Genomic DNA, 21534 nt, shown 5'->3' with positions numbered 1-21534 from the left:
TAACCCGAATTAAGAGGTAAAAGAATATCAGTTCACCCCAAACGGCACATGTTTGTTCCTTCATTTGCTTCGTCGAATTCCTGAAAATGGCTTCAACTCAGGAGATTGACCCAAATGGCGACGCAATCGGCGCAACTGACCACATTCCCCGCCTTCATGCGGGTGGACGCGAGAAAGGTGGCGATCTTTGGCAACGGCGCCGAGGCCGCGGCCAAGGCGCGGCTGGTCGCCAATACCTCGGCTCATATCGCCGTCTATGCCGATTCCCCTGAAGCCGAACTCGTCGACAGCCTGGCCCGCCTCGGTATCGAGCCGGTGATGGCAGCCTATGCCCCCACCCAGATGGACGATGCGACGCTTGTGTTTGCCGCCACCGGCGATGCGTTTCAGGACCGCGCCATCGTTGTCGAGGCCCGCGCGCGCCGGATCCCGGCCAACGCCGTGGACCAGCCGGAATACTGCGACTTCCTTACCCCGGCGCTGGTCAACCGCGCACCGGTAGCGATCGCCATCGGCACGGAAGGCGCAGGCCCCGTGCTGGCGCAGATGATCCGCGCCCGCGTCGACCAGATGCTCTCGCCCTCGCTCGGCGCGCTCGCCCGTCTTGCCCAGGACTACCGCATTGCCGTTGACCGGCTTCTGCCGCGCGGCGTGGCGCGCCGGGTGTTCTGGCGCCGCTTCTTCGAGGCGGATGTCGCCACCCACGTCGACAATGGCGACATTTCACTCGCCCGCCGCGCCGCCACCCGCATGTTGCGCGGCCGTGAAACGGTTCCCGGTCACATCTGGCTGGTCGGCGCCGGTCCCGGTGCGGAAGATCTGCTGACACTGCGGGCCCAGCGTGCGATGATGGAAGCCGACGCGATCGTCTACGATGCGCTGGTGCCGGAAACGGTCGTGGCGCTTGGCCGCCGGGACGCCGAGCGGATCTCGGTCGGCAAGCGCAAAGGCTGCCATTCCAAGAGCCAGAACGACATCAACGAACTTCTGGTCAGGCTCGGTCGTGAGGGCAAGCGCGTCGTCCGGCTCAAGTCTGGCGATCCGCTGGTCTTCGGCCGCGCCGGCGAGGAAATGGCGGCCCTCAGGGACGCAGGCGTCTCCTTCGAGATCGTCCCGGGTATCACGTCCGCCCTTGCTGCCGCCGCCGATTTCGAACTGCCGCTCACTTTGCGCGGCGTGGCCTCGTCGCTGGTCTTCACCACCGGCCATGATCTGACCGGTGCGGCGCTGCCGGACTGGGCCCGGCTTGCCGTCTCCGGCGCCACGCTCTGCGTCTATATGGGCCGTACCGTGGCTGCCAGCGTTGCCACACGGCTGATCGAGGCGGGACTGCCACACGACATGACGGTCGCCATCGTCGAGAACGCCTCGCGCGGCGACAAGCGCCTGTTTCACGGCACGCTCGCTGATCTGCCGGCGCTGGAGCACCGCCGCGAGCTTGCCGGGCCGGTCATGGTCGTCATCGGCGATGCCGTCGCCGGCGCCAGCTTCGACAATTCCACACCCATTGCCGCCGGCCAGCCGAACGTTGCGCCCGCCACCAGAACCCAAGCCGCCTGAGGAGGCCTCGATGAAAACCACGCAGACCAAGACCAAGGTTCTCACCGCCAACCGCCTGACCGACGGCATCTCCGTCTGGCTTGGCGCCAGTGGCGAATGGACCACCTCGCTCAAGGACGCTTTCCTGGCGCGCCACGAGGATGCCGTCGCAGCCATTGAAGCGGCTGGCCAGACAGCGCTCGCCGACAACCGCGTGGTCGATGTCAACGTGATCGAGATCGAGGAAACCGAAAGCGGACCGCGGCCCTACCGGCTGCGCGAGCGCATCCGCGCCGATGGACCGACAATCGACTACGCGCCGGCCTCCGCCGCGCGGGTCTCGCAAGCCGCCTAAGGACCTAGCCCTATGTACCGTTACGATGAATTCGACCACGCCTTCGTGGAAGCGCGCGTCAACCAGTTCAGCGACCAGGTTGCGCGCAGGCTGTCGGGCGAGATCTCCGAGGATGCGTTCAAGCCGCTCCGGCTGATGAACGGGGTCTATCTGCAGCTTCATGCCTACATGCTGCGGGTCGCCATTCCCTACGGCACGCTCAACAGCCGGCAGATGCGCAAGCTCGCCCGTATCGCCCGGACCTATGACCGCGGCTACGGCCATTTCACCACGCGCCAGAACATCCAGTACAACTGGCCGGCGCTCTCGGACATGCCGGCGATCCTGAAGGAGCTGGCCGAGGTCGAGATGCACGCGATCCAGACCTCGGGCAACTGCATTCGCAATGTCACCGCCGATCATTTCGCAGGTGCGGCCGCCGACGAAGTCGCCGATCCGCGCCCTTATGCCGAGATCCTCAGGCAATGGTCCTCGGTGCATCCGGAATTTTCCTTCCTGCCGCGCAAGTTCAAGATCGCGGTGACGGGATCCGAGCGTGACCGCGCGGCGATCCAGGTGCACGATATCGGCCTGCAGCTGAAAAAGGACGCTGAGGGCCGGCTCGGCTTCGCCGTCTGGATTGGCGGCGGGCAGGGGCGGACGCCCATTCTGGCCAAGAAGATCAGGGACTTCCTGCCCGAAGCCGATCTGTTGAGCTACACCACGGCTATCATGCGGGTCTACAACCTGCACGGCCGCCGCGACAACAAGTACAAGGCGCGGATCAAGATTCTGGTGCATGAAACCGGCGTCGAGCAATTGAGCGCGGAAATCGAGGCGGAATGGGCTCATCTCAAGGATGGCGAGCTGAAGCTGCCTGGCGCTGATATTGCCGCGATCAACGCCTATTTCGCGCCGCCGGCGCTCGCGCCGCGCGCCGAGGGCTGGGTCGAACTGGCCGCCTGGAAAAAGTCCGATCCCGGTTTTGCCGAGTGGGTCGGCCGCAACGTCGCTCCCCACCGGCATCCGGATTACGCCATGGTGACGATCTCCCTGAAGCCGATCGGCGGTATTCCGGGCGATGCGTCCGCCGACCAGATGGATGCGGTGGCGCGGCTGGCCGAGGAATTCGCCCATGACGAGATCCGCGTCACCCACGAGCAGAACCTGGTGCTGCCGCATGTCGCGCTGGCCGATCTCGAGCCGCTCTACCGGGCGCTGCTGACCGACGGCCTGGCGACGGCCAATGCAGGCCTGATCACCGACATCATCGCCTGCCCGGGGCTGGATTATTGCGCGCTGGCCAATGCCCGCTCGATCCCGGTGGCGCAGGAGATTTCCAACCGCTTCGGCGATCCCAAGCGGCAGGCCGAGATCGGCGAACTGAAGATCAAGATCTCTGGCTGCATCAACGCCTGCGGCCATCACCATGTTGGCCACATCGGCATTTTGGGGGTCGAGAAGAAGGGCGCGGAACTCTACCAGATCTCGCTCGGCGGTTCGGGCGACGAAAACGCCTCGATCGGCCAGATCACCGGCCGCGGCTTCGAGCCCGGCGAGCTCACCGATGCGATCGAGACCATCGTCGACACCTATCTCGCCAACCGAACCGGTGCTGCCGAGACCTTTATCGAGTGCTATCGGCGCATTGGCGCCGGTCCCTTCAAGGCTGCGCTTTACAACAGCGAAGCCGAAGCCGCCTGACAGAGGCGCGGAGAACAGACATGACTGTCATTTGGACACAAAACGGGATCGTCGAAAACGATCCCTGGGTTTCGGACGTAACCGGAGCGGATGCCCCAAAGTTGCTGCCATTGGCCGAGGCGCTCGAATATTCTCAGGACAATGCGCCCTTCGGCGTGGTGCTGCAGCCCGCCGACGATGCGCGGGCTCTGGCGCCGATCCTCGAGAGCGTCGCCATCGTCGCGCTGACCTTCCCGGCGTTCAGCGACGGGCGCGGCTTTTCGCAGGCCATGCTGCTGAGACAGCGGCTCGGCTACACCGGAGAACTGCGCGCGGTCGGCACGGTGCTGCTCGACCAGGTGCCGCTGATGCTTCGGACCGGCTTTGACAGTTTCGAGGTCCATCATGCCCCGACCATCGAGCGGCTGGTCGAAAAGCGTCTGCCGGGCATTGACCTGCACTACCAGCCCGCAGCGGACAAGACCGATGCGGGGACCGGCTACAGCTGGCGCCGCACCGCTATCCTGAACGGCTGATCCGGGGAGACTTCAGCATGCAGATCCACGTCACCGACCAGGCCGGAGTGCGCCACACGCTTGAGGCGCTTGAGGGCTTCCGCGTCATGGAAATCATCCGGGACTGGGGGCTCAACATCAAGGCCGAGTGCGGCGGCGCCTGCGCCTGTGCCACCTGCCATGTCCACGTTGCCGCCGATTGGACCGATCAGTTGCACCCGATCGAGGCGGAGGAAGAGGACATGCTCGACCAGGCTTTTGACGTGCGCGACAATTCGCGGCTCTCCTGCCAGTTGCTGATGAGCGCTGAGCTCGACGGGCTTGAGGTGACGCTGGCGCCGGGCACCGAGGACGGCGACCGCGCTGCCGCCTGAATATTGCCATTCGGAAGCCGCGTATTCCCGACATGGAAGCGTCGCTTGATGAGCTTGCGCCAGGCATGCTCGCCATGCGAATCTTGTTTTCATGATCGACAAACTCGAATTCTTCATCGTTTTGGCGCGGGAGCGGCACTTCGGCCGCGCCGCGGAAGAATGTGGTGTGACCCAGCCGACGCTGTCGGCGTCTCTCAAACAGCTTGAGGATCAGCTCGGCGTCACGCTCGTGCAGCGCGGTTCGCGTTTCCAGGGGCTGACACCCGAGGGTCAACGGGTGCTTGAATGGGCCCGTCGCATCGTCGGTGATGCTCGTACCATGCGTGAAGAGATGAAGGCAGCCCGCAAGGGGCTGTCCGGCCACGCCCGCATCGCGGTCATCCCGACAGCCACCCACATGGTCACCGAACTGACGGTGGCCTTTACCGAAAAACACCCCGCCGTTACCCTGTCTGTGACGTCCTGCACCAGTTACCAGGTGCTCTCGCGGCTGGAGAACTTCGAAATCGACGTCGGCATCAGCTATCTGGAGAACGAGCCAACGGGCCGTGTGGCAACCGTGCCGCTTTATGCCGAACGATATCAATTGATTACATCGGAAGGCCAGCAATATTCTGACCGCGAGGCTGTGACCTGGGCTGAGGTCGCGACGCTGCCGCTCTGCCTGCTCACGCCGGATATGCAGAACCGGCGGATCATCAACCAGCACCTCACCGAGGCGGGCGCGACGGCCAAGCCGACGCTGGAATCCAACTCGATGATCGTTCTGTTTTCCCACATTCGCACCGGCAAATGGGCCTCGATCATGCCGGTCAATCTGGCCGAGACGCTTGGCTTTGGCGGCGATATCCGGTCCATTCCGATCGTCGAGCCTGACGCGCACCACATCGTCGGCATGATCGCAGCACCACGCGAGCCGCATACGCCGATCGTCTCCGCCTTGCTGCATGAAGCCAGGGTGTTTGCGAAAACCCTGTCCGGTTGATAGAAGTTTTCTATCGCACAACGAATATCATCCCTTGATTCAAGCACTTGTTCCCGGCCTAGTGGCCCCGCTGTCATGCCGTCGGAGGGATTTGGGATGGAATCACGCAGTGCAGACACCGAAATTGCCTTGCGAACAGAGGCGATTGTCGGGCGGTTGAAGCCGCTCGAGGGGCCGTTGCTTCCCATTCTGCATGATATACAGCGCGAGTTCGGCTACGTTCCGCAGGCGTCGCTGCCGGTGATTGCAAGAGGCCTCAACCTGTCGCGAGCCGAAGTTCACGGCGTCGTCAGCTTCTATCATGACTATCGCGAGGCCCCTGCGGGCCGGCATGTCATCAAGCTCTGCCGGGCGGAGGCCTGCCAGTCGATGGGCGGAGACGAACTGGCCGAAAGGCTTCTCGGGCTTTTGGACCTTGATTGGCACGAGACCAGCGCCAACGGCGAAGTCACCATTGAACCTGTCTATTGCCTCGGACTGTGCGCCTGTGCGCCGGCGGCGATGGTCGATGGCGAGGTGATCGGACGGCTGGATACCGCCATGGTCGATGAACTGGCGAAGGCGGTGCAGGCATGAGCGTGAAGATCTATATTCCCGGCGATTCCGGCGCCGTCGCGCTTGGCGCCGACAGGCTGGCCATGCGGATGGCGGAAGCGCTCAAGGCGCGCGATATCGACGCCGAGATCGTCCGCAACGGGTCGCGCGGCCTCTACTGGCTCGAGCCGATGGTCGAGGTTGAGACCGGCAAGGGCAGGGTGGCCTACGGTCCGGTCAAAGTTTCCGACGTCGACAACCTCATTGAAGCCGGCCTGCTCGAGGGTGGCGATCACCCGCTCTCGCTCGGCGCGCCGGAAGAGCTGCCGTTTCTCAAGCGTCAGACACGGCTTACATTTGCGCGCTGCGGCATCACCGATCCGCTCTCGCTTGAGGACTACCGTGATCATGGTGGATTGACCGGATTGACCACTGCGGTCGCCATGGCGCCCGAGGCAATCGTTGCCCAAGTGACGGAGTCGGGCCTGCGCGGCCGCGGCGGCGCCGGCTTTCCGACCGGCATCAAGTGGAAGACGGTGCTGGAGGCCGAAGGCGAACAGAAATACATCGTCTGCAATGCGGACGAGGGCGATTCCGGCACATTCGCCGACCGCATGATCATGGAGGGCGATCCCTTCGTGCTGATCGAGGGCATGGTGATCGCCGGCATCGCAACCCGCGCCACCAGGGGCTACGTCTACCTGCGATCGGAATACCCGCATGCGATCCGGGTGATGAACCGTGCTGTCGAGATTGCACGCGAGGCCGGAATTCTCGGTAACGCGGTGCTGGGCTCAGATCATGCTTTCGACATGGAAATCCGCGTCGGCGCGGGCGCCTATGTCTGCGGCGAGGAAACGGCGCTGCTCGAAAGCCTCGAAGGCCGCCGCGGCGTCGTCCGCGCCAAGCCGCCGCTTCCCGCCCATAAAGGCTTCCTTGGCCGGCCGACGGTGATCAACAACGTCATTTCGCTCGCTTCCGTGCCGGTGATCATGGAAAAGGGCGCTGATTTCTATCGCGATTTCGGCATGGGCCGCTCACGCGGCACCATTCCGGTGCAGATCGCCGGCAACGTCAAGCATGGTGGGCTGTTCGAGGCTGCCTTCGGCATGCCGCTGGGTGAATTGGTTGACGAGATCGCCGGCGGCACCGCCACCGGGCGCCCGGTCAAGGCGGTGCAGGTCGGCGGACCGCTCGGCGCCTATTTCCCGCGCGAACTGTTCGACACGCCGTTCGACTACGAGGCCTTCGCCGCAAAGGACGGGCTGATCGGTCATGCCGGCATCGTCGTGTTCGATGAAACCGCCGACATGCTCAAGCAGGCGCGCTTCGCCTTCGAATTCTGTGCCGTGGAAAGCTGCGGCAAGTGCACGCCCTGCCGTATCGGCTCCACCCGCGGCGTCGAGGTCGCGGACAAGATCCGCGCCGGGATCGAGCCCGAAAGCCAGATCACATTGATGACAGATCTTTGCAACACGATGAAGTTCGGGTCGCTCTGCGCGCTGGGCGGCTTCACGCCATACCCGGTTATGAGCGCGCTCACGCATTTTCCCGATGATTTTCGTCCTGCCCAGATATCCCAGGCCGCGGAGTGAACAAGATGACGTTGATCCAGGAAATTGACTACGGCACCCCGGCATCGAAGGCTGAAAAGACCGTGCGGCTCGTCATCGACGGCAACACCATCGAAGTGCCGGAAGGCACCTCGGTGATGCGCGCCTCGACGGAAGCAGGCATCCAGGTACCGAAACTCTGCGCCACCGACATGGTCGACGCCTTCGGCTCCTGCCGGCTCTGCCTGGTCGAGATCGAGGGCCGCAACGGCACGCCGGCCTCCTGCACCACGCCGGTCAGCGAAGGCATGGTGGTCCATACCCAGACGGGGCGGCTGAAAGACATCCGCCGCGGCGTGATGGAACTTTATATCTCCGACCATCCGCTCGATTGCCTGACCTGCGCCGCCAATGGCGATTGCGAATTGCAGGACATGGCCGGCGCCGTCGGTCTGCGCGACGTCCGCTACGGCTATGAGGGCGACAACCATGTCAAGGCGCGGCAGAACGGCGAAGCCAATCCGCGCTACATGGCGAAGGATGAGAGCAATCCCTATTTCACCTATGATCCGTCCAAATGCATCGTCTGCTCGCGCTGCGTGCGGGCCTGCGAGGAAGTCCAGGGCACGTTTGCGCTCACCATCGAGGGCAGGGGCTTTGAAAGCCGGGTCTCGCCCGGCATGCACGAGAGCTTCATGAATTCCGAATGCGTCTCCTGCGGCGCCTGCGTGCAGGCCTGCCCGACGGCGACGCTGCAGGAAAAATCCGTGATCGAGATCGGCCAGCCGGAACATTCGGTGGTCACCACGTGCGCCTATTGCGGCGTCGGCTGTTCGTTCAAGGCCGAGATGCGCGGGGAGGAAGTTGTCCGCATGGTGCCGTGGAAAGACGGCAAGGCCAATCGCGGCCACTCCTGCGTCAAGGGCCGCTTCGCCTGGGGCTATGCCACCCATCAGGACCGGATCACCAGTCCGATGGTGCGCGATAAGATCACCGATCCCTGGCGCGAAGTCAGCTGGGACGAGGCCTTTGCTCATGTCGCGAAAGAGTTTAGGCGCATCCAGTACCAGTTCGGCAAGGGCGCCATCGGCGGCATCACCTCGTCGCGCTGCACCAACGAGGAGACCTTCCTGGTGCAGAAGCTGGTGCGCGCCGGCTTCGGCAACAACAATGTCGACACCTGCGCCCGCGTCTGCCACTCGCCCACCGGCTACGGCCTCGGCAAGGCCTTCGGCACTTCGGCCGGTACCCAGGACTTCGATTCGGTCGAACACACGGATGTGGTGATCGTCATCGGCGCCAATCCGACCGACGGCCACCCGGTGTTTGCTTCGCGGCTGAAGAAGCGGCTCAGGGCCGGAGCGAAACTCATCGTCATCGATCCGCGCCGCATCGACCTGGTGCGCTCGGCCCATGTCGAGGCCAGCCATCATATGCCGCTCAAGCCCGGCACCAATGTCGCCGTGCTCACCGCACTCGCCCATGTGATCGTCACCGAGGGCCTGTTTGACGAGGCCTTCATTCGCGAGCGCTGCGACTGGTCGGAATTCGAGGACTGGGCGAGCTTCGTCGCCGATCCGGCCCATTCGCCGGAAGCCACCGAGGTCTACACCGGCGTGCCGGCCGAGGAACTGCGCGGCGCGGCACGGCTCTATGCCCGCGGCGGCAACGGCGCGATCTATTACGGTCTTGGCGTGACCGAGCACAGCCAGGGCTCGACCACGGTGATGGCGATCGCCAACCTGGCGATGGCCACCGGCAATATCGGCCGTCCCGGCGTCGGCGTGAACCCGCTCCGTGGCCAGAACAACGTGCAGGGCGCCTGCGACATGGGCTCGTTCCCGCACGAACTGCCCGGCTACCGGCATATTTCCGGAACGGAAGTCCGCGACGTGTTCGAAAAACTCTGGGGTGTCGAGCTCAACCCCGAGCCGGGCCTTCGGATTCCCAACATGCTCGATGCGGCTGTCGACGGCACCTTCCGCGGCATCTACATTCAGGGCGAGGACATCCTGCAGTCCGATCCCGACACCAAGCACGTCAAGGCGGGGCTCGAGGCGATGGAATGCGTGGTCGTCCACGACCTGTTCCTGAACGAGACCGCCAACTACGCCCATGTGTTCCTGCCCGGGTCGACCTTCCTTGAGAAGGACGGCACCTTCACCAATGCCGAGCGCCGCATCAACCGGGTGCGCAAGGTGATGAGCCCGAAGAACGGGCTAGCCGACTGGGAAGTGACGCTTCACCTGGCGCAGGCCATGGGGCTGAACTGGAGCTATGCGCATCCCTCTGAAATCATGGATGAAATCGCCGCCACAACGCCGAGCTTCGCCAGCGTCACCTATCAGCTGCTGGAAGAGAAGGGCTCGGTGCAGTGGCCCTGCAACGAGGCGAAGCCTGACGGCACGCCGGTCATGCATTTGGATGGCTTCGTGCGTGGCAAGGGCAAGTTCATCCGCACCGAGTATGTGGCGACCGACGAGCGCACCGGCCCGCGCTTCCCGCTGCTGCTCACCACCGGCCGCATCCTGAGCCAGTACAATGTCGGCGCGCAGACACGCCGAACCGAGAACGTCGCCTGGCACGGCGAGGACCGGCTTGAGATCCATCCGCATGACGCCGAACAGCGCGGCATTCACCAGGATGACTGGGTCAAGCTCGCCAGCCGCTCGGGCGAGACCGCGTTGCGCGCCACCATCACCGAGCGCGTGGCGCCCGGCGTGGTCTACACCACGTTCCACCATCCAGGCACCCAGGCCAACGTGATCACCACCGATTTCACCGACTGGGCCACCAACTGCCCGGAATACAAGGTGACGGCGGTGCAGGTGTCGCCATCCAACGGTCCGACCATCTGGCAGCAGGATTACGAGGCGCAAGCCGCGCAGTCACGGCGGATTGCCAAAGAGGACGCGCTTGAGCCCGCCGAATAGCAGCGGGGTCAGGCAGCCGGGAGGAACCGACATGGCGAAAGCCATTCCCAGCACAGCGATCGCCCCCCGCATTGCGGTGAGAGCAGGGGTTGCCACGCCGGGTTCGCGGGCCTTGCCCGAGGAGGTGCCGGTGGCGTTGTCCTTTGGCGGTACAACACAAGCGGTGATGATGGCGACGCCGGATGATCTCGAGGATTTCGGCATCGGCTTTGCGCTGTCGGAAGCCATCATCCGCGCGCCCGGGGACATCGTGTCGATGGAAATCATCCAGGCGGATCAGGGCTTTGACATCCAGATGCAGCTGGCGGAAGGGTTGCAGGCGGCCTTTTCCGCCCGCCGCCGCAAGATGGCCGGGCCGGTCGGCTGCGGCCTCTGCGGCATTGAATCGATCGAGGAAGCGCTGAGATCCCTGCCGGACCGCAAGGCGGTGGAGCTGGTTTTTGGCAGCGACGATATCCGCGAGGCCGTCCGGTCGCTGTCGATGCATCAGAAGCTTCGCGCCGAAACCGGCGCGGTGCACGCTGCCGGTTTCTATCACCCGGGCAAGGGCATGGTTTGCGTGCGCGAGGATGTCGGCCGCCACAATGCGCTCGACAAGCTGATCGGCGCCGTTGCGCGCTCCGGCACAAGCGCGTCTGACGGCGCCATTATCATCACCAGCCGTGTCTCGGTCGACATGGTGCAGAAAGCGGTGATCGCCGGTACCGGCCTGCTGATCGCAGTGTCAGCGCCAACCGCGCTTGCGGTGCGGACCGCCGAAGCCTCCGGCCTGACGCTGGTCGGCATCGCCCGCGGCGCGGATTACGAGATTTTCACCCGGCCCGATCGCATAACAACAGGCCGGATAGACCAAGGAGTTGAAAGCGATGTCGCCTGACAAACTGCGCTACCAGGCCAACCAGATCGCCACCTTCTTCGCCTCGCAGCCGGAGAGCGAGCAGATCGAGGGCGTGGCCGACCACATCAACAAGTTCTGGGACCCGCGCATGCGCGCGCAGCTGTTCGAGATCGCCGATCAGAGCACCGAGGGCTTCAAGCCGATGGTGGTGGCGGCGCTGGAGAAGATCCGGCGGCCGGAGTTGGCGAAGGGCTCACAATAGGCAACTGCCAGCAGTCGGTATGCCGGGGCACCTGATTTCGCCCAAAAGGCCGAAAAGGTCAATGCGGGGTAAGCAGCCAGACGCTTTCCCAAGCGGGAATTCCCTTCATACCGTCCCTCAGTTTTTGGCGCACCAGTTCGCTGATTCCGTAGACGCCAGAGTAGCGTCGGCGTACCTCGTCCTGTGTGATCGAAAAAGGCGGACCGCTTTGCAGGCGCTGGTCATATTCAAAACAGACGAGAAGTTGTGGCGCGGCGCCGGTCAGGTCAACGAGATGTGTGGCATAGCTTGCCCGCATCTCCTCGGGCAGGGCCACCAGCGCCGCGCGGTCGAAAACGGCGTCAACAGGTCCGAGCATCTCAGGGGTCAGGGCAAAGATGTCGCCTACGAAAATCTCGATGTCTATTGCGCTGTAACGCTTGAGCGCGCCCATGTCCGAGATCGTGGGCTCCACGCCAAGCTCTTCAAACAATTGCCGGATTGCCAACTCGCTAAGTTCCGCGCCAACCACCTGGTGGCCGCGCGACAGAATCCAGCCGATGTCGCGGGTCTTGCCGCATAGCGGCACGAACACGCGCCCGCCATCGGGAACCGCGAGGGCGGGGAAATGCGCCACCAGAAGCCTGTTCGGCTCCCCTTCGTGAAAGCCGATGCGGCCGCTTTCCCAGCGGTCATGCCAGAAGTCGTGTTCCATGCCTGTCCTCTCAGAAAAACACCCGCCACAACACCGGCAGCAGGATCGCCGTCGCCAAGGCATTGAGCCCCATGGCGAGCCCGGAGAATGCGCCTGCGAGTTCATTGACCTGCAGGGCGCGGGCCGTGCCGATGCCGTGGCTGGCGGTGCCCAGCGCCAGGCCGCGGGCGCGCCAGTCCCTGATCCGCAACAGGTTGAGCAGCATCGGGCCGATCACGGCGCCCAGGATCCCGGTCAGGATCACCAGCACCGCGGTCAGCGACGGCAGGCCGCCCAGTTGCTCGGTGATGCCCATGGCGACGGGCGCGGTCACCGATTTGGGCGCCAGCGACAGCAATGTCTCGCGGCTGGCGCCGAGAGCCCAGCCAAGCACGACGGCAGTGCCGATCGCCGTCAGCGAGCCGCAAAGAATGCTCGTGACCAGCGCCAGCGCCGAACGCTTGACCCGGTCGAACTGCCGGTAGAGCGGGATCGCCAGCGCCACGGTGGCGGGTCCGAGCAGGAAGTGGACGAACTGCGCGCCTTCGAAATAGGCCGGGTAGGGCGTCTCAGTCAGCGTCAGGATAGCAACCAGCAGGATCACCGCCGTCATCACAGGGTTGAGAAACGGCTTGTGACCGGAGCGCTGGTAGAGCCAGCTGCCAGCCTGGAAGGCGGCCAGTGTCAGCGTCAGGAACAGAAGCGGGCTGGCGCTGAGATAGACCCAGACTTCAGTGAAATCAGTCATCGGCTTTCGTCGCCTCCGGGCTCAGGGAGTTGCGTGCAAGCCAGCTCATCAACAGCGCGGTCACGGCGATGGTGGCCACGGTGGAGCCGATCAGCGCCACGGCGATCGGCAGCAGATCCTGGCCGAGCAGTCCCAGATGCGCCATCACCCCGACACCTGCGGGCACAAACAGAAGCGAGAGGTTTTTCAAGAGCGCATCGCCCAGAGCGCCAACCGTCTCGGGCACCGAGCCGCGAATGACCAGCAACGCAAACAACAGCGCCATGCCCGCCACCGGCCCGGGAAGCGGCAGGCCGAAAAACCGGGTGACGAGCTCGCCGATCAGCTGGCAGGTCAGGATGAGGGTGAGGGCTGACAGCATGGGCGGACACCTGTGAGGCGAGGGGGGCTTGTCTTGCGATACTGCCAGATTCCCTGGCGGCGCCCCAACCGTTTTATCTGAACACGCCCACCCCGGCCGCCAGCACGGCATAGCGTCCGACCTTGCCGATCGAGACCAGGATCACAAACCGCCACAGCGGTTCGCGCATGATGCCTGCCACCAACGTCAGTGGATCGCCGATGATCGGCACCCAGGCCAGAAGCAGAGACCAGTAGCCGAAGCGCTGATACTGCGCCTGGGCGCGTTCCAGCTGCGCCTGGCTTGCGGGGAACCATTGCCTCGTCCGGAACCGCTCGATGCCGCGGCCGATCAGCCAGTTGAGGACGGAGCCCAATATGTTGCCCAGACTCGCCACCGCGACAAGGGCCGCGACCGGCTGGCCGCCGGCCAGGATCAGCCCGGTGAGAACGCTTTCCGACTGCGCCGGAACAAGCGTGGCGGCGAGGAAGGCGGCAAGAAACAGGCTGCCATAGGCGGCAAGATCGGTCATGCGGGCGGACCTCTGTCGGACGGCGCGGCGATTGCGCGCCCATCCTGCCTACAGGCCCCGGCCGGCGATGGAAACACCGGTCAGGACCATGGCCCCAGGTTTTATCCCGGCATGCGCTCAAAGGCGGGCAGGGCGGGGTCGATCCTGTCCCAGGATTGGGCGCGGATAGCGTAAGTCAGTGCTTGCGGAACAAACAGGCCGGGATCGTCCAGGCTGGCGGCCGTAACCGTAAACAGCTCCGGAATGGCGACGAAGCTGAGATAGACCGGCGTGCCGCACTTGGGGCAGAAGGCGTGGATCTTGTCGTTGCCGCTGTCGGCTGTGACGCGCCAGGTCCAGGCCTCATCTTTCACACGTCACTGTGACTTCGGAACAGTGCGCGAAGCTCAGGTAGGATCCGCGTCCGGTTCAGCCGGCAAACTGCAGACAAGGCCGTTTGACTCATTTGCGTTTTATATCAACAACATAACGGATAAATGGCTGTCTGATGACCCGCTATTGAATAGCATGCTATGGTATATTGAATAGCATGCTATTTGATGCTAGAAGACATCATGAACTTCGACAGAACACGTGCGGCCGGCGTTCTCGCCGCTGAACTGGCCAGGCTCTACGGCGCCGAACTGCAGCGCCGCCTGGCGCCGCTCGGGCTGTCGGCGGCGCAATTCCTGGTGCTGAGCGAGTTGTGGGCCGAGGACGGCCAGACCCAGCGTCAGTTGACCGCACGGCTTGGCGTCGAGCAGGCGACCATGGCCAACACGCTTGCGCGCATGGAGCGCGACCGGCTCATTGAGCGCATGCCGCATCCCGACGACAGGCGCGCGCAGATCGTGGCGCTGAGCGATGCGGCGCGGACGCTTCGGGCCGAAGCCGTCGACGCTGCCGCCGAGGTCAACCAGTCAGTGCTCGAGGGGCTGCCCGCCGCCGAGCGGGAGCTGTTCCTGAGCATGCTGGGGCGCATCGTGAATGCGATGCGCACACCCGGAACAAATCCGCAGACATAATGCCCGCTCCGGCCTCAACGAGGGTTTCACCGATCCCTCAAACCGGATAGGCACGCCAGGCGCACGTTGGCGCTTGCGAGTCATCGCGCCACAACGATACCGAGGTCAGCCGGGAGGCATTTTCATGGACAATATGCGCGGCATCATTCTGATGGTGCTCGGAATGGCAGGTTTCGCCGCCGAGGACATGTTCATCAAGCTTGCCGCGTCGGGGCTGCCGGTGGGGCAGATCCTTGCGGTCCTGGGCTTTGTCGGCGCCCTGATCTTCGCTGTCTATGCACGGCTGAATGGGACGAGCGTGATGTCCCGAGGCTTCTTTCATCCTGCGGTGCTGCTGAGAAACCTGAGCGAGATCGTCGGCGGTCTCTGCTTCGTCACCGCCCTGACGCTGATCCCGCTGGCGATGCTGACCACGATCCTGCAGGCAACGCCGCTCCTGGTGACCATGGGCGCGGCACTTGTGTTGGGCGAAGCGGTCGGCTGGCGGCGGTGGACGGCGATCCTGATCGGTTTCTGCGGGGTGCTTCTGGTGATCCGTCCTGGCTTGGAAGGGTTCGAGCCTGCAGCCCTGTGGGGCGTGCTGGCCGTCATCGGGCTGGCGGTGCGGGACCTGGCAAGCCGGAAGGTGCCGAAATCCATCTCCTCGTTGCAATTGTCGGCCTGGGGCTTTTTCGCCGTGGGCGTCTCGGGCGCCGCGCTGCTGGCATTTACCGGCGGCGCCGAAGTTCCGAGCCCGCGCGAGGCTGGCTATCTCACCGGCGCGGTCGTCGTCGGCGTCGGCGCCTACTGGGCCTTGACCGAAGCGACCCGCATCGGCGAGATCGGGGTGGTTACGCCGTTCCGCTATTCGCGGCTGGTGTTCTCCACCTTCATCGGCATGCTCGTCTTTGCCGAATTCCCCGATGGCTACACGCTTGTCGGTGCTGGCATCATCATCGCGACCGGCATTTACACGATCCTGCGTGAACGCAAGCGCAAGCGGCAGGAGGCGGCACTTGCCAGAGTGTCGACCGCGGCGCCGGGCGAGGCCATGCTTTAGCAGCAAGACGCGATCACGAAGGCCTTCCTCGTCAGGCCTCCGTGATTTGCGTCACCGATGGCGACCTGTCGCCAGAGGCATCCAGCGTTGCTCCCGCTCGGCTTCGTTGGAGAGGTCCATGGTCACAAGCGTGCCAGTTTTGATGCGCCGCCGCAAAATGTCGCCACGATCCGGATTGATCCAGATCATGCCTTCGTCGCAAAGCGTTTTAAGGTGCGCGCGCGAAAGTCCGAGTTCAGAGGCCAGCAGCCGATCAAGGCGAATGCTGACCGGAAGCGGGGCAATCAGTTCGATTTCCAGTTTCCTCCAATTGCAAGATCCGTGCAGGCTCTCCTTTTCGATGTCGATCTCGGAGAACTCGTCAATGCGTTGCGCCTTGCGCCTCAATGCCTCGAGATTGAAGGTTTCGGTCCGGATCCATTGCGGATCGTTGGACTGCAGCGCTTCCAGAACGACGGGATCTATGTCGCGGATGTTCTGGCGCTCGAAGATCGGCCGGTTCCATGTCTTTTCGCAGATCACACACTTGTAGATAAGCCAGGCATCAAGCATGCGGCCATTGGCGTTGAGCCGGATTTTACCGCTGGACTTGAAGGCCTTCATGCCGCCGCAACCGATGCACACGATCCAGGGTTGGGGAGCTGTTTGGGGAATGATGGTCCATCGGACCTGTAGTGTAGTGCACATATCGTCTTGGTCTTCCGTTCGGAAGTCCACCAAGATGGTGCATGAGAATACCCTCGCGGGCGCGGTATGGCGGCGTTTTGAGTGGCTGAAGAGCAGAGACAGCGGAGCTGCACATGGCACAATTTAACAATGCCAGACCGGTCTCTTGCCACGACCCGATGAACATAAACATACCTCCGGCAAGCTGTTGCTGTCCGGAAGTACGGGTGTAACTGGACTGAGACCGGCAATTACTTAGGCAAAGTCTACCTCGATGCGCCAATGCTCTCCAGCCGCAACGATAGCAAATCATCTACCTGGAATGGAGACCTTTAACGCACCCGAAGGTTGAATGGGCAACGTTGCGGCTTTTGTGCAACTGTGATTGAGGGCAGAGCTTCGGTATCCGGTCAGAACCTTTACTGCCCGTAGCGGGCTTTCAGGTGGGCGATAAAATGGGCCGGGTTGAGGTCTTCACCGGTGGCCTGGCGCAGGATATCGGGCGTTGAGGCCGTCGAGGCCTTTGACCAGATATTGTCGCGCCGCCATTCATTCACCTGGCTGAAGTCACCTTCGGCAATCTGGCGTTCAACCTCGGGATTGATCCTGGCGATTGCCGCCCATTGCTGTGCCGCCATCAGCGCACCCAGCGTGTAGGACGGGAAGTAGCCGAACGAACCCGACGGCCAGTGCACATCCTGCATTGGCCCGTTCTTCGGATCATCGAGGGTGGAAATGCCGAGCGACGCCTGCATTTTGGCGTCCCAGGCTTCGGGAAGTTCCTTGACCTCCAGGGTGCCGGCGAGCAACTCCTGTTCGATTTCGTAGCGCAGGATCACATGCAGCGGGTAGGTGACTTCGTCGGCATCGACCCGGATCTTGCCGCGCTTGATCAGATGCACATGCGGCAGAAGGTCCTCCATCGTCCAGTTCTCCTGAAGATGGGTGTCGACCAGGGGCAGGGCGAAGTTCCAGAAGGCGGGATTGCGGCCAATCTGCTTTTCGACAAACAGGCTCTGGCTTTCATGGATCGACATGCCGCGCGCCTTGCCCGACGGCCAGTGCGCCCAGTCCTTTGGCAGGTTCTGCTCGTAGAGCCCGTGTCCGGTCTCGTGCAGGATGCCCATCAGGGCTGACAGGAATTCATCGGTGCGGTAGCGGGTTGTCATCCGCACATCGCTCGGCACGCCGCCACAGAACGGGTGGTCGGAAATCGACAGGCTGCCGTGGTTCATGTCGAATCCGACCGCCTTCATCATCTCGATGCCAAGCGCTTTCTGACGCTCGACCGGATAATCCCCTGAAAGCGCCTTGAGCGGGCGCTTTGCCAGCCGCTCTTCCTGGGCTGCCAGGGCTGCTGGCAGGAAGTCGACGAGAAACGCTTTCAGCTCAGTGAAGACCGGCGTGATCTGCGCCGTGCGGTTGCCCGGATCGAACTGCTCCATCAGCGCGTCATAGGGGGCGAGCGCGAGCACCTCGGCGCGCATCGCCGCTTCCTCGCGCATCATCGACACCACACCTTCAAGCGCGGGCGCGAAGGCCTGCCAGTCGCCGTTGGGGCGCGCCGAGCGCCACAATTGCTCCGACCGCATGCTGGTGCGCATCTTGCGCTCGACAAAGTCTGAGGGCAGGCAGGTCATGTTGATGTAGCTGCGTTCCAGTTCGCCAAGCGCTATTTTCTGTTGCGGCTCCAGCACTTCCGTCTTTGCAGTCTCTATCCAGTCGCGCACGTGGCCGTCGGTCGCCTGCCGGTGATACATCCCCGACAGCGTTGCCATTGCTTCGGCGCGCTCTTCGCCGCCGCCGGGCGCCATGTTGGTTGCTTCATCGGTGCCGAGGATGGAAAGCGCGTGCTCCAGTGCACCCAGGGCACGGCAATGGGCGTCGAGCTTGGCGTAGGACATGTCGGGACTCCGGTGTGTGGGAATACTCTAGGAGATAGGCCAAGCATACAGCGGTCGCAAGCGCAAAGCTGGCTTTGGCGGATCCTGACCGGGGGACGGGGTGCATCCGGCAGCAGCAAGCCAACTGTGCAACCGCGGCCCTGTTGTCAAACTGCAAAATACAAAATGTATAAATCCGAAGAGCCGACAGGTTCGAGCAAGGCTGCGTATGGATTGTTGGAATCATTTGTTAGGAGCTTTTCATGAATATCGAAGGCGTCAGCCATTCGAATATTCGGACTCTCAATCGTACGGGATCGGTCAAGGACTCCGTACCGACGATCCATGCCTATGCCATTCAGTCCTATCAGGAACTCGGACCGGTCGATGGCGCGGACGCCACGGGCACTTATGATCCCTTCGGCAAGGTTTCGCCAACCGCCGCCACATTCTCCGTCGCGCCGCCAAACGGCTACGAGATCTACATGCCGGTTCGTGCTGGCTATTCCTCGAACAACCTTGCCATTGCCATCACCGATCCCTCCGCAGAGCCGTTTTCGTCCGGCAAGACCAAGTCCGAGGTGGTTGATGCGGCCCGCAAGGCCATCGATTCGAAACTCGCCAGGCTGAACGAGAGCGAACAACCGTTCCGGCCGAAAACCAACGAAGGTGTCGACTGGTACACCGTCTTCGGGGACCTCGACCGGCGTGCATTGAGCGCCATACGGACCGATGAGTCGGGGTTCTTCCTGAGCGTTGAAAAGGAAATCGCGCGAACCATCATGACCCAGCAGCAATCGCTGGCCATGGGCATGTATCACGGACCCAAGCGGCTGGCGGGAACATACGCAGATATGGAAGACCTCGACCCGTCCAATCACATGGCCGTGGGGAAGGCGGGTGCACTCTGGCTGGACCGGGTCAGCCAAGAAGAAAAGACCACGTCTTCCGACTGGATGGAGCAGCGTGCGGCGGCACAGTATCTCTACGAGAATGCCGCCAGGCAGACCGGTGCCAGTCCCGAAGACCTGTCTTCGGGATTTGGCTTCGTGGACATGCTGCTGCAGGCCTACAGCGAACTTGAGCAACTCGGTGACGGATACGAACTGAATTATCTGCCGGCTTACCAGAAGGCGTGGCAGATGTTCGTTGATCAGGTGCCGACGGAACAGACAGCATCCACGACGCTGTTTTTCTGAGCTTGCATCTGGACGGTCGTGCCCACGAATAAAGATCGCATAAGATGGATTATGGAACTATCGCGTGTGGACCCGTTGGCATTGATGGCCTGTGTTAGCTCAGCAAAATCAAAAACATCTGTGCATTTTCTCGTGTTCTTATCCATTTCCATTCTTCGCGGCTGTGCCTGCAGGATACATGTTGCAAGTGTGTCTTCCGACAGAATCTGATCTAGTCGTTCCGGGTTGGAGCCCGCCAAGGCTGCGGGATGTATGGAGTGAGGACGGCATGCTTGAAGGATTGCGGATCATTGAAATTGAAGGACTGGGTCCGGCACCATTCGCGGCAATGCTGCTGGCCGATCTCGGCGCCGATGTCATCGTGGTTCATCGCAAGAATGGCCGTCCGGCGCCCGGCATGCCGGAACGTTCGCTGATCGACCGTGGCAAGCGTTCGATCGAACTCGATCTGAAGTCGGCCGATGATACAGCGGTCTTGAAATCGCTTGTACGGAAATCCGAAGCGCTGATCGAGGGTTTCCGGCCCGGCGTGATGGAACGGCTCGGGCTCGGGCCAGACGATCTGTCCCAGGTCAATCCGGACCTTGTCTACGGCCGCATGACTGGCTGGGGCCAGACCGGGCCGCGGGCGCAGACGGCCGGACACGATCTCAATTATGTCTCGCTGTCCGGCGCTGCCTGGTACGCCAGCAACCAGGGTGAACCGCCGTTCACGCCGCCAACGCTTGTCGGCGACATTGGCGGCGGCGCGCTGTATCTGGTGACCGGTGTCCTGGCGGGTGTCATGGCGGCGCGCGCCGGCCGCGGCGGCACCGTGGTCGACGCGGCAATCGTCGACGGGTCGGCCCACATGATGAACCTCCTGATGGCGCTGGCCCAGACCGGTGGCCTGTCGATGACGCGCGGCCGCAGCCTGCTCGACGGTCCACACTGGAGCCGCTGCTATGCCTGCGCCGATGGCGGTTATATCTCGGTGCAATGCCTGGAACCCAAGTTCTACGCCGAGTTCCTCGCACGTCTCGATCTTGCGGAACATGCTGATTTCAAGCCGCAATTTGATGCCACGCAATGGCCCAGGCAGACGGCGCTGATGGCCGGCATCTTCGCCAGGCATCCGCGGACGCACTGGGAGAAGGTGTTCGCCGGATCGGACGCCTGCGTGGCCCCTGCCCTTGATCCACTGCAATCAATGTCCGAGCCACACATGGCGGCGCGCGGCGTCTGGCAAACCATCGACGGCGTGTTGCAGGCCGCTGCCGCACCGCGGTTTTCAACCGAGCCGTCATCCGGCCCGCATGCCATCCCGGCACGCGGTGAGCATTCGCAATCCATCCTGGAATGGCTTGCAGATGGCGCCGATGAACAGCGCCGCTAATGCGATCTACGACGACGCCCGCACATCAATCGGTTGAGCCCTGATGGCCGATGCCAGCGCCTCGGGGTCGACGCTGAAGACACTGTCGGGCCTTCCGGCCGCCGCCCAGACCAGGTCATGATCGAGCAGTGTCCTGTCCATATAGACCGCAATCGGGTTCAGATGCCCGATCGGTGCCACGCCGCCGATGGCGAAGCCGGTCTCGTCACGCACCCGGCGCACCTCGCAGCGCGTGAAGGAAAGATTGTAATGTTCTGATATATAATCCATATCGGCATTGTGAACGCCCGAAACCAGCATCAAATTGAGCTCTCCGGAGCTCGTGTTCTCGAAAACCAGCGACTTGACGATCTGGCTGACATCGCATCCGGCAGCGACTGCGGCTTCCTCGGCCGTGCGCGTCGACTGCGTCATTTTCAGGATCCGGATCTCAAGGCCTGCGTCTTTCGCGGCCCGCGCCACACGCGCCATGCTCGAGCCCTCGGCAATCAGGTCCGGCGTCATTTCAATTGCAGTTTCGCTCAT

23 protein-coding genes are annotated in these 21534 nt (G+C 63.0%); 15 read left to right on the top strand and 8 right to left on the bottom strand.

Features of this window, described 5'->3' with window-relative positions:
* Positions 1–114: 114 nt before the first annotated feature.
* The 11 genes from cysG (at position 115) to SPHINGO391_RS10695 (ending at position 11550) form a co-directional block, all read left to right on the top strand.
* Complete coding sequence (gene cysG / locus SPHINGO391_RS10745) at positions 115–1560, top strand: siroheme synthase CysG (RefSeq protein ID WP_152008826.1); 1446 nt, start codon at positions 115–117, stop codon at positions 1558–1560.
* A 10-nt stretch (positions 1561–1570) separates the two neighbouring features.
* Positions 1571–1894: a DUF2849 domain-containing protein gene (locus tag SPHINGO391_RS10740; RefSeq protein WP_152008825.1), complete on the top strand. Its 324-nt coding sequence runs from the start codon at positions 1571–1573 to the stop codon at positions 1892–1894.
* Positions 1895–1906: 12 nt separating this feature from the next.
* The gene (locus tag SPHINGO391_RS10735; protein WP_152008824.1) at positions 1907–3577 is read left to right on the top strand and encodes a nitrite/sulfite reductase; all 1671 of its coding nucleotides are present in this window, start codon (positions 1907–1909) and stop codon (positions 3575–3577) included.
* A gap of 20 nt (positions 3578–3597) precedes the next feature.
* Complete coding sequence (locus SPHINGO391_RS10730) at positions 3598–4092, top strand: DUF934 domain-containing protein (RefSeq protein ID WP_152008823.1); 495 nt, start codon at positions 3598–3600, stop codon at positions 4090–4092.
* A gap of 17 nt (positions 4093–4109) precedes the next feature.
* Positions 4110–4445: a 2Fe-2S iron-sulfur cluster-binding protein gene (locus tag SPHINGO391_RS10725; protein WP_152008822.1), complete on the top strand. Its 336-nt coding sequence runs from the start codon at positions 4110–4112 to the stop codon at positions 4443–4445.
* Between the two features lie 91 nt (positions 4446–4536).
* Complete coding sequence (locus tag SPHINGO391_RS10720) at positions 4537–5430, top strand: LysR family transcriptional regulator (RefSeq protein WP_152008821.1); 894 nt, start codon at positions 4537–4539, stop codon at positions 5428–5430.
* Between the two features lie 96 nt (positions 5431–5526).
* Positions 5527–6006, top strand: coding sequence for a formate dehydrogenase subunit gamma (locus SPHINGO391_RS10715; RefSeq protein WP_152008820.1), 480 nt, complete (start codon positions 5527–5529; stop codon positions 6004–6006).
* A complete protein-coding gene (locus SPHINGO391_RS10710) occupies positions 6003–7559 on the top strand; it encodes an NADH-quinone oxidoreductase subunit NuoF (RefSeq protein ID WP_152008819.1) in 1557 nt (518 codons plus the stop codon). Before SPHINGO391_RS10715 ends, SPHINGO391_RS10710 begins: the two co-directional genes overlap by 4 nt.
* A gap of 5 nt (positions 7560–7564) precedes the next feature.
* On the top strand, positions 7565–10450 hold the full coding sequence (fdhF, locus tag SPHINGO391_RS10705) for a formate dehydrogenase subunit alpha (RefSeq protein ID WP_152008818.1): 2886 nt from the start codon (positions 7565–7567) through the stop codon (positions 10448–10450).
* Positions 10451–10481: 31 nt separating this feature from the next.
* Positions 10482–11327, top strand: a complete 846-nt coding sequence (gene fdhD / locus SPHINGO391_RS10700; RefSeq protein ID WP_152008817.1) for a formate dehydrogenase accessory sulfurtransferase FdhD — start codon at positions 10482–10484, stop codon at positions 11325–11327.
* Positions 11317–11550 (top strand): formate dehydrogenase subunit delta, encoded by a 234-nt coding sequence (locus SPHINGO391_RS10695; protein ID WP_152008816.1) that lies wholly within the window; start codon positions 11317–11319, stop codon positions 11548–11550. The genes fdhD and SPHINGO391_RS10695 overlap by 11 nt, the downstream gene beginning before the upstream one ends.
* A 58-nt stretch (positions 11551–11608) precedes the next feature.
* On the opposite strand, the gene tmpT is transcribed toward SPHINGO391_RS10695, so the two are convergent.
* From tmpT to SPHINGO391_RS10670, 5 genes are all read right to left on the bottom strand, one after another.
* On the bottom strand, positions 11609–12244 hold the full coding sequence (tmpT, locus tag SPHINGO391_RS10690; protein WP_152008815.1) for a thiopurine S-methyltransferase: 636 nt from the start codon (positions 12242–12244) through the stop codon (positions 11609–11611).
* 10 nt (positions 12245–12254) lie between these two features.
* Positions 12255–12971 (bottom strand): LrgB family protein, encoded by a 717-nt coding sequence (locus tag SPHINGO391_RS10685; protein ID WP_152008814.1) that lies wholly within the window; start codon positions 12969–12971, stop codon positions 12255–12257.
* On the bottom strand, positions 12964–13332 hold the full coding sequence (locus SPHINGO391_RS10680) for a CidA/LrgA family protein (protein ID WP_152008813.1): 369 nt from the start codon (positions 13330–13332) through the stop codon (positions 12964–12966). The genes SPHINGO391_RS10685 and SPHINGO391_RS10680 overlap by 8 nt, the downstream gene beginning before the upstream one ends.
* 73 nt (positions 13333–13405) lie before the next feature.
* Positions 13406–13843, bottom strand: coding sequence for a YqaA family protein (locus SPHINGO391_RS10675; RefSeq protein WP_152008812.1), 438 nt, complete (start codon positions 13841–13843; stop codon positions 13406–13408).
* A 101-nt stretch (positions 13844–13944) separates the two neighbouring features.
* Complete coding sequence (locus SPHINGO391_RS10670) at positions 13945–14196, bottom strand: GFA family protein (protein WP_244615165.1); 252 nt, start codon at positions 14194–14196, stop codon at positions 13945–13947.
* 201 nt (positions 14197–14397) lie between these two features.
* On the opposite strand from SPHINGO391_RS10670, the gene SPHINGO391_RS10665 reads away from it, so the two are divergent.
* The gene (locus SPHINGO391_RS10665) at positions 14398–14847 is read left to right on the top strand and encodes a MarR family transcriptional regulator (protein ID WP_193217256.1); all 450 of its coding nucleotides are present in this window, start codon (positions 14398–14400) and stop codon (positions 14845–14847) included.
* Positions 14848–14971: 124 nt separating this feature from the next.
* Positions 14972–15886 (top strand): DMT family transporter, encoded by a 915-nt coding sequence (locus tag SPHINGO391_RS10660; protein WP_152008810.1) that lies wholly within the window; start codon positions 14972–14974, stop codon positions 15884–15886.
* A gap of 51 nt (positions 15887–15937) precedes the next feature.
* On the opposite strand, the gene SPHINGO391_RS10655 is transcribed toward SPHINGO391_RS10660, so the two are convergent.
* Both SPHINGO391_RS10655 and SPHINGO391_RS10650 read right to left on the bottom strand, forming a co-directional pair.
* Complete coding sequence (locus SPHINGO391_RS10655; RefSeq protein WP_152008809.1) at positions 15938–16573, bottom strand: DUF1062 domain-containing protein; 636 nt, start codon at positions 16571–16573, stop codon at positions 15938–15940.
* Between the two features lie 398 nt (positions 16574–16971).
* Positions 16972–18456: a carboxypeptidase M32 gene (locus SPHINGO391_RS10650; RefSeq protein WP_152008808.1), complete on the bottom strand. Its 1485-nt coding sequence runs from the start codon at positions 18454–18456 to the stop codon at positions 16972–16974.
* Positions 18457–18698: 242 nt separating this feature from the next.
* Between SPHINGO391_RS10650 and SPHINGO391_RS10645 the strand changes: the two genes are divergently transcribed.
* Both SPHINGO391_RS10645 and SPHINGO391_RS10640 read left to right on the top strand, forming a co-directional pair.
* Positions 18699–19634 carry a hypothetical protein gene (locus SPHINGO391_RS10645; RefSeq protein WP_152008807.1) on the top strand — a complete coding sequence of 312 codons (936 nt, stop codon included), beginning with the start codon at positions 18699–18701 and terminating at the stop codon, positions 19632–19634.
* A 268-nt stretch (positions 19635–19902) separates the two neighbouring features.
* Positions 19903–21009 (top strand): CaiB/BaiF CoA-transferase family protein, encoded by a 1107-nt coding sequence (locus tag SPHINGO391_RS10640; RefSeq protein ID WP_152008806.1) that lies wholly within the window; start codon positions 19903–19905, stop codon positions 21007–21009.
* A 6-nt stretch (positions 21010–21015) separates the two neighbouring features.
* Here SPHINGO391_RS10640 and SPHINGO391_RS10635 read toward each other — a convergent pair whose 3' ends face one another.
* Complete coding sequence (locus SPHINGO391_RS10635; RefSeq protein WP_152008805.1) at positions 21016–21534, bottom strand: YbaK/EbsC family protein; 519 nt, start codon at positions 21532–21534, stop codon at positions 21016–21018.

The organism is Hoeflea sp. EC-HK425, assembly GCF_902498795.1.
Taxonomy (GTDB): Bacteria; Pseudomonadota; Alphaproteobacteria; order Rhizobiales; family Rhizobiaceae; genus Hoeflea; species Hoeflea alexandrii.
The sequence above is the reverse complement of the archived record's forward strand: the minus strand, read 5'-3'. Positions and strand labels throughout refer to the sequence as shown.